The sequence below is a fragment of the Aeromonas sp. QDB23 genome (genome assembly GCF_027707745.1).
Taxonomy (GTDB): Bacteria; Pseudomonadota; Gammaproteobacteria; order Enterobacterales; family Aeromonadaceae; genus Aeromonas; species Aeromonas allosaccharophila.
The window spans coordinates 64,786-79,130 of the sequence record NZ_JAPCJA010000004.1 but is presented as its reverse complement, the minus strand read 5'-3'; the positions used below and the strand labels follow the sequence as shown (position 1 = coordinate 79,130).

General features: G+C 60.3%; 10 protein-coding genes. 2 read left to right on the top strand and 8 right to left on the bottom strand.

Annotated features, from left to right (window positions below; all coding sequences use genetic code 11):
- Nucleotides 1-98: 98 nt before the first annotated feature.
- Together PG888_RS03090 and PG888_RS03085 are read right to left on the bottom strand one after the other, a co-directional pair.
- Nucleotides 99-632, bottom strand: coding sequence for an ATP--cob(I)alamin adenosyltransferase (locus tag PG888_RS03090; RefSeq protein WP_270692648.1), 534 nt, complete (start codon nt 630-632; stop codon nt 99-101).
- A gap of 89 nt (nt 633-721) precedes the next feature.
- Complete coding sequence (locus tag PG888_RS03085) at nt 722-1,864, bottom strand: DUF5610 domain-containing protein (RefSeq protein WP_270692647.1); 1,143 nt, start codon at nt 1,862-1,864, stop codon at nt 722-724.
- A 170-nt stretch (nt 1,865-2,034) separates the two neighbouring features.
- Between PG888_RS03085 and trmA the strand changes: the two genes are divergently transcribed.
- The gene (gene trmA / locus PG888_RS03080) at nt 2,035-3,168 is read left to right on the top strand and encodes a tRNA (uridine(54)-C5)-methyltransferase TrmA (protein WP_075113748.1); all 1,134 of its coding nucleotides are present in this window, start codon (nt 2,035-2,037) and stop codon (nt 3,166-3,168) included.
- A 67-nt stretch (nt 3,169-3,235) separates the two neighbouring features.
- On the opposite strand, the gene PG888_RS03075 is transcribed toward trmA, so the two are convergent.
- The 6 genes from PG888_RS03075 to PG888_RS03050 all read right to left on the bottom strand — a co-directional run bounded on the left by PG888_RS03075 (nt 3,236) and on the right by PG888_RS03050 (nt 13,120).
- Nucleotides 3,236-4,969 carry a methyl-accepting chemotaxis protein gene (locus PG888_RS03075; protein WP_270692645.1) on the bottom strand — a complete coding sequence of 578 codons (1,734 nt, stop codon included), beginning with the start codon at nt 4,967-4,969 and terminating at the stop codon, nt 3,236-3,238.
- A 51-nt stretch (nt 4,970-5,020) separates the two neighbouring features.
- The gene (gene mglC / locus PG888_RS03070) at nt 5,021-6,031 is read right to left on the bottom strand and encodes a galactose/methyl galactoside ABC transporter permease MglC (protein WP_033136342.1); all 1,011 of its coding nucleotides are present in this window, start codon (nt 6,029-6,031) and stop codon (nt 5,021-5,023) included.
- A gap of 16 nt (nt 6,032-6,047) precedes the next feature.
- Complete coding sequence (gene mglA, locus PG888_RS03065; protein ID WP_270692644.1) at nt 6,048-7,568, bottom strand: galactose/methyl galactoside ABC transporter ATP-binding protein MglA; 1,521 nt, start codon at nt 7,566-7,568, stop codon at nt 6,048-6,050.
- A 52-nt stretch (nt 7,569-7,620) separates the two neighbouring features.
- Nucleotides 7,621-8,607, bottom strand: a complete 987-nt coding sequence (gene mglB, locus PG888_RS03060) for a galactose/glucose ABC transporter substrate-binding protein MglB (protein WP_042059495.1) — start codon at nt 8,605-8,607, stop codon at nt 7,621-7,623.
- Nucleotides 8,608-8,863: 256 nt separating this feature from the next.
- Nucleotides 8,864-11,923, bottom strand: coding sequence for a beta-galactosidase (locus PG888_RS03055; protein WP_270692642.1), 3,060 nt, complete (start codon nt 11,921-11,923; stop codon nt 8,864-8,866).
- 189 nt (nt 11,924-12,112) lie between these two features.
- The gene (locus PG888_RS03050; protein WP_021230745.1) at nt 12,113-13,120 is read right to left on the bottom strand and encodes a substrate-binding domain-containing protein; all 1,008 of its coding nucleotides are present in this window, start codon (nt 13,118-13,120) and stop codon (nt 12,113-12,115) included.
- Nucleotides 13,121-13,322: 202 nt separating this feature from the next.
- On the opposite strand from PG888_RS03050, the gene galE reads away from it, so the two are divergent.
- Nucleotides 13,323-14,336, top strand: coding sequence for a UDP-glucose 4-epimerase GalE (gene galE, locus PG888_RS03045; protein WP_108541424.1), 1,014 nt, complete (start codon nt 13,323-13,325; stop codon nt 14,334-14,336).
- Nucleotides 14,337-14,345 lie beyond the last annotated feature (9 nt).

The following is a 14,345-nucleotide window of genomic DNA, read 5'->3' as shown; positions in this document are numbered from 1 at the left end:
TGGGCGACTGACGCGCTGAAAAACAAAACCGGAGCCCAAGGCTCCGGTTTTTTATTCCGCTCAATCCACCATGACGTCTGGCCCCTTGTCCACCGCCATCAGTAGTTGATGCTGACGTAGGGCACTTCCGGTACCTGCCAGCGCTGCTTGAGGTAGACGGTCAGCACGAAGAAGAAGTTGGCCAGCAGGTTGGCGAAGCGATAGAGAATGGGATCGAAGGTCACCTCGCTCTCTTCCAGCCGGACCAGCAGCCGCACCACCTTCTTGCTGCCACAGCGGCACAGATGGAGGGTGGGAATGGGCTGCGGCCCCTGCGGCAACACAAAACCGGTGACGCTGCCGCGACTCGCCTCGTTGTAGTGGTCATAACGGGCCTTTAGCCACTCAAGATCTGCATCGAAAATCCCCAGCTTGCCGCGCACCGAGCCGTTGAGGTTGTAGATAAGCCGCTGCAACACCGCGAGATCCGCCAGCATGGGCTCGGTATCGGCATCCGGCGCAAGGTGTGACAGCACAGCCCCAACCTGACAGCAGAGCTCGTCGGTGGCGATTTCAAAATCACATTTGAGCGAGGTTTCGAAGATAAAGGGGTAGCAGAGCTCGCGCTTGTCTCTTGGCTTCTTGGGGTTCATGGGGCAACCGGATTGGGAAAAAGGCCAGTTTGCCAGCCCCGGGAAGGACTGGCAAACGGCAGGTCATTACTTGCGTTACGCGCTGTGGCTCAGGCGTTCTTACTGGCGGGCTCGGTGGAGGGCTGGAACTGGCTGATCATCCGCAGCGCCTCCAGCATCCGCTGGTTGAAGCTGGTGAAGCGATCGACCTGCAGCGGGTCCTCTTCCCCTCTTGCGGCCAACACGGCCGGGGTCAGCGCCTGTTGCTGGGATGGTGGCAGCAGGCTATCCGCCTGTTTCTGCACCTGATCCAGCTTCGGCAGGTAGTCGGCAAACGGCTTGATCAGATCCTGCAGGGAGTGCGCCCCCTGATAGGTCTGGCTCAGCTTGACGCTCTGCTTGAGCTTGAGGGAGTAGGAAGCCAGCTGGCTGTCATCCAGTTTCAGCTCGCTTGCCTTGTCCAGCAGATCCTCGAAGTTGCCGGAGAAGAAGTTCCCCGCCAGCTCATCGATCCCTTTGACCAGCTTGCCGATGGACTCCATCTCGTCGCTGTTAAGGTCGCCCTCCAGCGAGAAGCTGAAGCTCTGGCTCGACTTCAGGCTGAACTGGCTGCCGCTCTCGCCGCTCTGGGACTTGGTCTGCCAGCTATCGTTGAAGCGCAGCACCACCTTGTCGCCATCCTTGGTCTGGATTTCCAGATAGCCCTGCTGGCGGCTGGCCATCTCGGCCTGCCCCATGTCGGTCGGGGAGACCTTGCCGAAAAACTCCTTCTCGAACTCCTCGAGCCCCTTCTGGATCAGCTTGTAGCTCTGATCGATACCGGTCTTGATATCCTCGTTGTCGGTCGCCCACTTACCGAGCTGTTTTTTTGCCTCGCCAAAGCCCTTGTCGATCCCCTTGCGGGCCTGCTCCATCATCCCGGTCAGGTCGTCATCGGATTTGCCATCGGCCCGCGCGGCACCAAGCCGCCCGGTCACGAACTGCAGCACGTTGTCCGCCACCGACTGGAAGTCGAACAGGGTCTCCGGCGTTATCTCCTCGGGCTCCTTCACCTTCGGAGCCTGGTAGCCCTGGCCGTTGATCTCCAGCGAGAACTGCAGCGCCTGCTGGATCAGCACCTGCGCCCACTTGGGCGGCTTGTGCAAGGAGACCTCCTCCTCGCTCTTGACCTGTTTCGACTCCGCCTGTTGGGGCGATTTGGGAGAAACACCCACTCCCTTGGGTTGGGCCGCGCCCACGCCTTCGATTTGCATAATGTGTCCTCCCACCATGCCTGTAGATCAGCTATCGGCCTGACTGAACACTTCTTGACCACAAAATACTGGACAATCTGCCGCTGGCTTTTAAAATCGGGCCCCTTTGGGTGGCCTGTTGCCTTCCCCCGATTTCGACCCGGCCCGGCCGGTGTGCATGTGAGGTATTTATGACCCAATCCCAACAGCCTTCCGCGAACGCTCCGGCCCCTAGAACCGCGGCCGACTATCAGGCCCAACTCGACGAAAAGAGCGCTCGCCTCACCGAGCTGTTTGCCGGCTTCACCCTCCCGGCGCTGGAAGTGCACAGCTCACCGGCAGAGTACTACCGGATGCGCGCCGAATTTCGCATCTGGCACGAAGGGGATGACCTCTTCCACTGCATGTATGCCCCGGCGACCAAAGAGATCATCAAGATAGACCACTTCCCCACCGCCAGCCGCCTCATCAACCAGTTGATGCCGCTGCTGCTGGAGGGGCTGCGCCCGCACCCGGTGCTGCGCCGCAAGCTGTTCCAGATCGACTACCTCTCCACCCAGTCCGGCCAGATCATTGTCAGCCTGCTCTATCACCGCAAGCTGGAAGCCGAGTGGCAACAGGCCGCCGAGGCGCTGCAGGCAGACCTGCGCGCCAAGGGGTTCGCACTGCAGCTAATCGGCCGCGCCCACAAGCAGAAGATCTGTCTGGGGGATGACTTCGTCATTGAGCAGCTCAACGTGGCGGGTCGCCAGCTCACCTACAAGCAGGTGGAGAACAGCTTCACCCAGCCCAACGCCGCCATCAACGAACAGATGCTGGCCTGGGCACTCGATGTGACCAAGGGGAGCGAAGGGGACCTGCTGGAGCTCTATTGCGGCAACGGTAACTTCTCCATCGCGCTGGCGCAGAACTTCCGCAAGGTGCTGGCCACCGAGATCGCCAAGCCGAGCGTCGACTCCGCCCAGTTCAACATCGCCGCCAACGGCGTCGACAACCTGATCATCCTGCGCATGTCAGCCGAAGAGTTCACCATGGCGATGCGTGGCGAGCGGGAGTTCAACCGCCTCAAGGGTGTCGATCTCAAGAGCTACCAGTGCAACACCATCTTCGTCGATCCGCCCCGCGCCGGTCTCGATGATGCCACCGTCAAGCTGGTGCAGGAGTACGACAACATCCTCTATATCTCCTGCAATCCCGAGACTCTGCAGGCCAACATGGCGGTACTGGGCGAGACCCACGAGATCGCCCGTTTCGCCCTGTTCGACCAGTTTCCCTGGACCCATCACATGGAAGCCGGGGTCTATCTGCGCCGCAAGGCCGGTTGATTCAGGCAGAAGGGAAAACAACAACAGGGCCGGATGGCCCTGTTTTGTTATTGGCTGAACATCGGCCTCACTCCAACCGGAAGTGGCCCACTATCTCCCGCAGCCGGTCGTAGGTCTGCCCCATCGCCGCGGAACTGGCGACCGTTGCCTCCCCGTTGTGGGTCAGCTGACGGATCACCTCGGCGATGGCGCTCATGTTGCGGTTGATCTCTTCGGCCACCGCACTCTGCTGCTCCGCCGCCGTGGCGATATGGCTGATGAGATCGTTGATCTCCACCACTTCTCCCGCCATCAGATCCAGCGACTCGTTGACCTTGGTGGTGTTCTCGGCCGCCCCCTGACAGCTCTGCTTGGTGTTGCCCATGGCCTCCACCACAGTCCGGGTGCCGCGCTGCAGGCTGGCCAGCATGGTCTGGATCTCGGCAGTGCTCTTCTGGGTGCGGGCCGCAAGGGAACGCACCTCGTCCGCCACCACCGCAAAGCCACGGCCCTGTTCCCCTGCGCGGGCCGCCTCGATGGCGGCGTTGAGCGCCAGCAGGTTGGTCTGTTCGGCAATGCTGCCGATTACCCCGAGCACTGAGCCAATCTGCTGCACATCCTGCTGCATCGCCTCGATGGAGCGAGCGGTCTCCTCCACCTCGTCCACCAGCGCCATCACGCTGGCCATCGCCTGATCCACCACCTGACGTGACTGGCTCGCCAGCTGCTGGCTCTGGCCGGTGAGCTGGGCGGTGCTGGCCGCACTCTCGGAGACGGAGACCGCAGTGCGGCTCATCTCGTTGATGGCGGTCACCACCTGCTCGGTCTCGCGCACATGGTCCGCCAGCAGGGACTGGGCGGCGCCGGTCTGACTGGCCAGCCCCTCGATGCCGCTGTTGAGCTGGCCGCTTGCCTGCCGCACCTCCCCCATCATCTCCTGCAACCGTTCGATAAAGCGGTTGATCCCGGCCGAGATCTGACCGAGGTCATCCTTGCTGGTCACCGCTAACCGGCGAGTGAGATCGCCGCTGCCACGGGAGAGCTCCAGCACCAGATCCCGCAACGAGACAATGGGTCGATAGGCCACATTGAGCGCCAGCATCGCCAGCACCATCACCACGATCGCCACACCGAACAGCGCCATGATGATCTGGCCGTTGAGGGACCGGGTCATGGCACGGATGTAGTCAAGGTCGATGTAACCGGTCAGGGTCCAGCTGCTGCCGCGAATATCCAGCTGGTTGGGGCGCGCTTCGCTCTCCCCTTGCGGCTTGCTGTCATAGAGGCTGTTGCCCTGACTGTCGGCCAGCGAGAAGTAACGGCCCTCGCCACTCATCTTCTCCAGCAGGCTTTTGAACTCGCTCATGTCGAGGTAGTAGAGATAGGCGGAATCGGCACCGCGCGGCACCAGAATAGTGATGACCGGCTTGCCATCCACCTGTTGCAGCGAGCTGACGGTGATCTGGTTGTTGGCGGCGGGGATCAGCTTGCGCAGGGCATCGACTCTGGCGCTGTCGTTGATGACCCCGCTCACATCGAAGGCCATGTCGCCGATCACCTTGACGATGTTGTGAAAGCCGGTCTCTTGCAGGGTCTTCTTGACGTTGGTCACCCCGAAGTTGAGGTTGGCGGCCAACAGGATTTTCTGATTGATGTCGCTGGCCAGCTTCTCTTTGACCAGGGTGATCTGCTCGTTGATGTTGTGGGTCGCCTGAGTGCGAATGTAGCCACTGATGAAGTGGTTGACGCTGAGCCCGGCGGTGCCGATGGTGACCAGAATGGCCAGTAGCAGCAAGAGGTAAATCTTGACCTTGAATGGCATGGGTTCCCTCCAGAAGAGAGGGCTGGCAGCGCCAACCCTCCCTGCCAATCGTTATTTCTTCTTGGCGTACTTCATGGAATCCAGTGCCACCGCCAGAATGATGATGCCGCCCTTGATGATGAACTGCCAGTAAGGGCTGACCCCGATATAGGTCAAACCATAGTTGATCAGGGTGAAAATGAGTACGCCGGTGATCACACCCGCAACCGTGCCCACCCCGCCAGCAAACGACACGCCGCCCACCACGCACGCCGCGATGGCATCCAGCTCGTACATGAAGCCGAGGTTGTTGGTGGCACTACCGATACGGCCCGCTTCCAGCATGCCGCCGAAGGCGTAGAACACCCCCGCCAGCGCATAGATCATCACCAGATTGACCGCCACATTGACGCCGGAGACCTTGGCTGCTTCCGGGTTGCCACCGATGGCGAAGATGTTTTTGCCAAAGCGGGTCTTGTTCCACAGCACCCAGACAAAGACGCTGGCGATGGCCGCATAGAAGGTGAGATACGAGAGCTTGAATCCTCCTATCCGGATAAACCCTTGGGCAAAGCTGGAGAAGCGGGGATCAAACCCGGCCACCGGCGACGCCCCGACCGAGTCAAAGTAAAGGGAGTTGATGCCGTAGACGATGATCATGGTGCCCAGGGTGGTAATGAACGGGGTGACGTTCAGGTAGGCCACGATCAGACCGTTGACCAGACCAATCAGCGCCCCCACCACACACACCAGCAGGATCACCACCGGAATGGGTACCTCTCCCAGCGTCGGGAACACCTTGTTGACGTTGGTCAGCGCCTGCAACATGGTTGCCGCGATGAGTGCCGCCAGACCGACCTGACGACCGGCCGACAGATCCGTCCCCTGGGTGATGATGATGCCCGCCACCCCCAGCGCGATGATGACCCGCACCGAGGACTGGGTCAGGATGTTGCTGAAGTTGGTGAGGCTCAGGAAGGATGGCTCCTGGATCACGATGACCATGAGCAGCACCAGCAGCACCAAATAGATGGCGTTTTCCTTGAGCGCCTGCATCAGATTGAAATTTTTAGCCGACTCCATAAATGTCTTCCTGTCTCTAGAGGTACAGAGATGCCAGGCGCAGTATCTCGCTCTGGTCAGTTTCTTTGGTATTGACGATCCCGGCGACCCGGCCATTGCTCATCACCATGATGCGGTCGGTGATCCCCAGCAATTCCGGCATCTCTGACGAGATGATGATGATCCCCTTGTCCTTCTTCGCCAGCTCCAGGATGAGCTGGTAGATCTCGAACTTGGCCCCGACGTCTATGCCGCGGGTGGGCTCGTCGAGCATCAGGATCTCCGGCTGGGTCAGCAGCCAGCGACCGATGATCACCTTCTGCTGGTTGCCCCCGGAGAGGGAACCGATCTGGGTCTGCTGGGTCGGCGTCTTGACCCGCATGGAGTCGATGACCCACTGGGTATCGCTCTTCATCTTGTTGTCGCTGAGCAGCCCCATGGAGCCTTTGTAGCTGTCCATGTTGGCGATCAGGGAGTTGAAGGCGATATCGAGCCGGGAGTAGATACCGGTGGAGCGGCGCTCTTCCGTCACCAGCGCAAAGCCGTTGCGGATCGCTTCGTGGGCGTTGTAGTTGGCCACCTCTTTGCCGTGCAGCTTGATGCTGCCCTGGCTGCGATCGCGAATACCGAACAGGGTCTCGACGATATCGGTGCGCTTGGCCCCCACCAGTCCGGCAATGCCGAGGATCTCCCCCTTGTGCAGGTTGAAGGTCACATCCTGAATGGAGGGCTGGTTCTTCGCCGTCAGGTGTTCGATCTCGAGGATCACCTCTTTCGGCTGGTTGGTTTTTTCCGGGAAGCGCTGGGTCAGTTCACGGCCGACCATCATGCCGATGATCTGATCCATGGTCATGCCCTTGAGCGGCTGGGTTGCCACCCACTGGCCATCCCGCAATATGGTGATCTCGTCACAGAGCTGGAAGATCTCCTCCATCTTGTGAGAGATGTAGACGATGCCGCACCCCTTCTCCTTCAACTTGTTGATGATCTTGAAGAGGTGGTTCACCTCTTTCTCGGTCAGCGAGGAGGTGGGTTCGTCCATGATGACGATCTTGGCATCGTAGGAGAACGCCTTGGCGATCTCGATCATCTGCATCTGGGAGACCGACAGGGTCGCCACCTTGACCCGCGGGTCGATGTCGATGTCGAGCTCATCGAAGATGCGCTTGGTATCGTCATACATCTTGCCGTGGTCGATAAACCACCCCCTGGTGGGGTAGCGACCGAGCCACATGTTATCCATCACGGAGCGCTGCAACACCAGGTTGAGCTCCTGATGCACCATGGAGACGCCATTTTCCAGCGCCTCTTTCGAGGAGGTGAAGTTGATCTCCTGCCCCTTGAAGAAGATCTTGCCCTGATCCTTCTCGTAAATGCCGAACAGGCACTTGAGCAGGGTGGATTTCCCCGCTCCGTTCTCGCCCATCAACGCATGCACAGAATGAGGACGGACCCGTAAATTGACATTATCGAGTGCCTTGACGCCGGGAAAGCTCTTACTGACGTCAATCATCTCCAACAGCCATTCTGATTGTTGCTGTGTTGTCATATCAGCCATCACATCTGGTTGAAAAAAGGGCAAGGGGATCTCCCTTGCCCTGGAGGGGGAATTACTCGAATTGGGACAGGTTGTCTTTATCCACACCAACGTAGGCAACGCGCACTACCTTGTTGTCGATCTTCCAGTTGGTACCTTCACCGGCCGGTTTGCCTTCAGCCAGGTTCTTGGTCAGCTCGAAGGTGGCTTTGGCCTGGTTGGCCGCATCGTTCAGCACGGTGCCCGCCATGGCACCGCTCTTGACCATGGCCAGCGCTTCCGGCAGCGCATCGACGCCGAATACCGGGATATTGCTCTTGCCCTGGGCTTTCAGTGACTCGACCGCGCCCATTGCCATACCATCGTTGTTGGCGATGACCACTTCGATCTTGTTGGCGTTGGGGCCGGAGATCCAGGCGTCCATCTTGTCTTTCGCCATGGCGGTATCCCACATACCGGTATCCATGTGCAGCTGATCCGTCTTGACGCCGCCATCGTTCAGGGTCTTGATCACGTAGGAGGTACGGGCTTCCGCATCCGGGTGGCCCGGCTCCCCTTTCAGCAGCACGAACTGGATCACGCCATCCTTGTTCAGATCCCACTCCGGATGGGCTTTCCAGTGTTTGGCAATCAGCTGACCCTGGATGATCCCTGACTCCTTGGAGTCGGTCCCCACGTAGTAGGCCTTGTCATAGCTGGCCAGATCGGTAGCGCTCGGCTCCTTGTTGTAGAAGACCACCGGGATATCTTCACCGCGAGCCTTCTCGATCACCACCGGCGCCGCTGCCGGGTCAACCAGGTTGATGGCCAACGCCTTCACCCCTTTGGCCAGCAGCACGTCGATCTGGTCGTTCTGCTTGGACTGGTCGTTCTGGGAGTCGTTCATCAGCAGCTCCACACCCGGAGTGGCCGCCGCCTCCTTCTCGATGGCCTTGCGCACTACCGCCATGAAGTTGTCATCGTATTTGTAGACGGTCACCCCGATACGGGTGTCAGCCTGGGCATTGGCGCCAGCCATCATGCCCATCAGCAGGGCGGCAACGGTCGTCAGTTTTTTCATTGTGTGTGCTCCGATGTATCTATCTGTTTGTTTGTAGGGTGGCGAGCAATTGAGCAAGCGCCAGTCAATGTAATCAGTTTGTTGTCATTTCTTCTGTGATCATGACGACAAAATGAAAACGATTACACTCTGTTACATTGAAGGTTTTATTTTATTTATCAATGACATAAGAATTAAATCCGAATGAGAGACTCAAACAATTCCACTGCATAGAGGCTAGTCGTTATCGCTCTGTTGTCAAAACGGTCCGACTGATTCAACCGAGAGTGCAACCCCAGCGGTAACGGCGCCCCAGCAACTGATACTCGGGACGTACGCTCTGGCTCCAGGAGTCATCGCCACCTACCCCCATGTGGGCGCCATCAAGACAAACCCACAGCCCTTCTTCGGCCACCAGATCGCTCTGGTGACGAGCTGCGGCCAGCTGTTGCTGACTGAAGCGGCTGGCACTGAAATGGAAGCTGCCGCTCACCGTCGTGCTGCCCAGCTGCAGCTGACGGATATCGCAGCGCAAGCCGTTGTCGCTCGGGAAAATATAAGGGGTGTGCATCGCCTCCAGCGGCAAACTCCAGCGCCCCAGATCGGCGCCCAGCAGGCGATCCGGATAGTTCTCGTGAGGACCTCGCCCCAGCCATTCGGATCGCGCCGGCACCTCGGCCAGATGGAGCAGCAGACCGATCCGCGGCAGCGACGGCAACGTCTGCGCCAGCTCGGTCTCTATCTCCAGGCTCATGGTGCCATCGTCGGTAAAGCGGTGATGCCAGTGACTCACCAGCAGCAGCTCATCGTGGTGGAAGTAACCGTGACTGACCCGGATATCCGCTCCGGCGACCGCAATCCCCAAACAGCGGTGTTGCCATTGACCGAGACCACAGCCCTGCCAGCGAGCAATCCAGGAGCCAGGGTCGGCGTGATCCGCTTCGCTGGTGCCGATGTCGTTGTCCAGCGGCGCGCGGTAGAAGTGATCCATGACCGGCGCCAGCAGCTGCTCCTGCCCCGATTTTTGCCAACTGGTGATGCGGCCGCTCTGCTTGTCGAGCCACCACTGGCTGTTTGCGGCAGTGATCCGCCAGCCATCCGACTGCTCGCTCAGGGTGGCGGCAGCGGCAGGAGCAGGCAGAGCAAGGGGGGTCGGCAGGGTGAACTGCTGACGGGCGACCTTGTGATCCGCCTGCGACCAGAGGGTGGCCTGTGGCTGAACGATGGCCAGATCGAGCCAGGCCAGTGAGCCTGCCGCAAAGGCGGGCAGTGTCTCGCTCAGGGTTAACTCGACCACCCCCTGTGGCGCCAGCGTGAGGGAAACCTCCCCCTGCTGCTGCACATGGCCGTTCTCGCACAGCTGCCAGCTGAGCCGCTCGTTATCGGTTTCCCGGAACAGGTATTCGCTCTCGATCCGCACCCGCAGCGGGGTGTGCTCAAGCAGGGTGAAGCGGAACGGCTGCTGGGCACGCTTCGCCTCGCACAGGGCGGGATGGGGGGTGCGATCCGGGAACAGCAGGCCGTTGCAGCAGAACTGGCGATCGTTTTGCAGATCGCCAAAATCGCCGCCATAGCCCCAGTAGTGGCGGCCATCGGCGGTGTATTTGTCGAGCCCCTGATCGACCCAATCCCAGACAAAGCCGCCTTGCAGACGTGGATGATCGCGAAACGCCTGCCAGTAGTGGGCGTAGCCCCCCAGACTGTTGCCCATGGCGTGGGCATATTCGCAGAGGATCAGCGGCCGGTGCTCGCCGGGCAGGCCGATCCACTTGGCCAGCGCCCACTTGGGCACCGCCGGGAAGGGTTGATCCTGATGGGTTCTGGCATACATGGGGCAGATGATGTCGGTGGCCGGGGTATCGGCCCCGCCCCCCTCGTACTGCACCGGACGGCTCGGGTCGCTGCGCTTGATCCAGCCATACATGGCATCGTGGGCCGGGCCGTAACCCGACTCGTTGCCGAGCGACCAGATGATGATCGAGGCGTGGTTGAAATCCCGTGCCACCATGCGGGTCGCCCGCTCCAGAAAAGCGTTGCTCCAGGCGGGATCCCGCGCCAGCCGCCCCATGGGGGTCATGCCGTGGGTCTCCAGATTCGCCTCGTCCACCACATAGAGGCCAAGCCGATCGCACAGACGATAAAAATCGGGGTGGTTGGGATAGTGGGAGCAACGCACCGCATTGAAATTGTGCCGCTTCATCAGCAGCAGATCCCGCTCCATGGTGGCGCGATCGATGGCATAACCCTTGGCGGGGTGATGCTCGTGGCGGTTGGCACCGCGAATGAGCAGCGGCTGACCGTTGACCCGCAGCAGGCCGCCACGGATCTCCACCACCCGAAAGCCCACATCGCACGCCTCGCTCTCGATGGCCTGGCCCTGCTCGTCCAACAAGGTCAGGGTCAGGCGATAGAGATGGGGCGTCTCGGCGCTCCACTTGTGCGGCGCCGCCACGTCGAGCCACAGCTCGGCGCGATCGTCATAAGCCCCTTTTTCGTCAATGGCTTGGGTGCCGATCGGCTGGCGCAGGGTCGCGACCCGCTCGCTACAGTCATAGAGATTGGCCTCCACCGACAAACCGGCCGCATTGGCTGCCTGCAGTGCAATCTTGAGACGGCCATCCCGATAACAGGCATCCAGCTCAGGGGTCACCCGCATATCCATCAGATGGCGGATCGGTTTGTGCAGCAGGCTGACGGAGCGGAAGATCCCCGACAGCCACCACATATCCTGATCTTCCAGATAGGAACCGTCAGACCAGCGCAGCACCAGCACCGCCAACCGGTTGCAACCGGCGTGCAGGTACGAGGTCAGATCGAACTCGGCGGGCAGGCGGCTGTCCTGGGAGTAGCCGACCCAGTGGCCGTTGCAGAACAGGTGGAAGGCGCTGCTCACCCCATCGAAAATGATCCGGCTCTGGCCGCTAGCCAGCCACTCGGCAGGGAGTTCGAACTCGCGGGAGTAGCAACCGGTGGGGTTCTCTGCCGGTACTCGCGGTGGATCGCAGGGGAAGGGGTACTTGATATTGGTATAGATGGGGCCATCGGTGAGCGGCCGCTCAGCCGGATAGGCGGCATCCAGCTGCCAGTTACCCGGCACAGTAATGGGAGTGGCATCCACCAGATCCTGCGCCAGCCAGCTCTCGGGCACTAATTCGGGGGCGGCAAAGAAGGAGAAGCGCCACTCGCCATCGAGCAAGAGACGGGAGGAAGAGGCCAGATCACCTCTGGCATCCGCTTCGCTGCGCCAGCTGAACATGGGGGTATGGGCAGCCAGCCGGTTTACCGACGTAATGGCCTGAGTCTGCCAATCCTGACGCGCCACTATCTCCCTGAGCATTCACTCTCTCCCTGCTGATTGGAAAACGTATTCAGTCTAGAGAAGTATGACGCAGGGAACGGCGATCTCGCTCACACAGATGTAAACGATTACACTGAATTTGTTAAGTAAAGCGGAGTAAAAATGATTAAAAATAGGTAAAACAATAATTGTGCAAGAAACGGCCCCGAACAGGGCCGCAAAAGGGGGCTATCCGGCCCGAACCGGTGCAACCGAGTGGCGATTGATCAGGGTGGGGGTATAGATCCGGCTCTGGGTCGCTTCACTCTCCCCCGCCGCCAGCTGAATGGCCAGCTTGGCCGCCTGGGCCGCCATCAGCTCGATGGGATAGCGCATGGTGGAGAGCTTGGGGCGCAAGTATCTGGCATAGATGATGTCATCGAAGCCCACCACCGAGACCTCCTCCGGCACTCGCAGGCCGTTGTCCGCCAGCACGGAGATGGCGCCAGCCGCCATGGCATCGTTATAGGCAACCACGGCGGTCACCTTGAGCCCCTTGGCCAGCAGGTTGAGCATGGCGCGCTCGCCCCCCTCCTCGTTCGGCGTGCCGCTCTCGATAAGCTCAGGATCGGCTGCCAGCCCAGCCTCCATCAACCCATCCTGATAACCCTGCAGGCGCAAGGTGGCATCCTCGATGGCGTGATCCGAGCTGATAAAGGCGATATGGCGGTGACCCAGTTCGATCAGGTGGCGAGTCGCGGTGGCGGCACCCAGCCGGTTGTTGAGAGCGATGCAGCGCCCCTTGAGGGCCGGAATATCGCGGTTGATCAGCACCATACCGGGCACCCGCATGGCGTAATCGTAAAGCTCTTCGTCGCTCAGCGCCTTGCTGTGCACCACCAGCGCCTCACAGCGTTTGCCGATCAGCAGCTCGATCGCTTCACGCTCCTGACGCGCCTTGTGAAAACCGTTACCCATCAGCAGGTGGAGGTTCTGCTCGACGGCGATGCCGGAGACCCCCTTCACCAGTGCACCGAAGAAGGGATCCGCCACGTCACCTACCACGACGCCCATGGTGTCACAGGTCTGGCTGACCAGAGCCCGCGCGTTGGCGTTGGGGGTGTAGCCCAGTTCGGCCATGGCCTTCTGCACCACCTCGCGAGAAGCGGCGCTGGCCTTGGGGGAGTTGTTCATCACCCGTGAAACCGTTGCCACCGACACATTGGCCAAACGGGCGACATCCTTGATGGTGCTCATGCTGTTTTCACTTCTTTCACTGTGCAATAGAGCGCCATTATACCCAGCAAACCCATTGAAAACAGGGGTGAAATAAATATCTGCTGTCAGGATAATCACAAAAACAGTGTAATCGTTTACACTGTTTTGCAAGCAAGCTCACAGTTTGGTCGCCACACCCTCGGCTAGACTCCTTCCAGACACTTTTTCAGTGGAGAGCAAGATGAACGTTCTGGTCACCGGCGGTTGCGGATATATCGGCAGCCACACCTGTCTGGCCCTGCAAGCGGCAGGCATGAATCCCGTGGTGGTCGACAACCTCGGCAACAGCAAGCGCAGCGTGCTGGCCCGAGTCGCCGCCATCAGCGGCCAGCAACCCCTGTTCTATCAAGGGGATATTCGCGATGCGGCCCTGCTGGACAGGATCTTCGCCGAACAGCAGATCGATGCTGTGATCCACTTTGCCGCCCTCAAAGCGGTCGGTGAATCGACCCGCATTCCACTGGATTACTACGAGAACAACCTCGGCGGCACCCTCACCCTGCTGCAGGCGATGAAACGGGCTGGCGTGCACAATCTGGTGTTCAGCTCATCGGCCACCGTCTACGGCGATCCCGCCAGTTTGCCGATCCGCGAGGATTTCCCCCGCAGCGCCACCAACCCCTACGGGCGATCCAAGCTGATCATCGAGGAGATCCTCGAAGATCTGCAGGTCGCCGAGCCGCACTGGAGCATGACCCTGCTGCGCTATTTCAATCCGGTCGGCGCCCACGAATCGGGCACCATGGGGGAAGATCCCCAAGGCATTCCCAACAATCTGATGCCCTATATCACTCAGGTCGCCATCGGCCGTCGCGACTGCCTCTCGGTCTTTGGAAACGATTACCCAACTGTTGATGGCACCGGTGTGCGCGACTACATCCACGTGATGGATCTCGCCGAAGGGCACGTCAAGGCGCTGCAGCACTGCGTTGGCAAGGGTGGCGTGCACACCTACAACCTGGGCACCGGTCAGGGCCAGAGCGTGTTGCAGCTGGTCGCCGCTTTCTCTGCGGCCTGTGGCAAGCCGCTGCCATTTCGCATCGAACCGCGTCGCCCGGGCGACATCGCAGCCTGCTGGGCCGATCCGGCCAAGGCCGAGCGCGAGCTGGGCTGGCAGGCGACCCGCAACATCGACGCCATGTGCGCCGACAGCTGGCGCTGGCAATCCGCCAATCCGAACGGTTACGAGGAGTAGGCCGGCCTA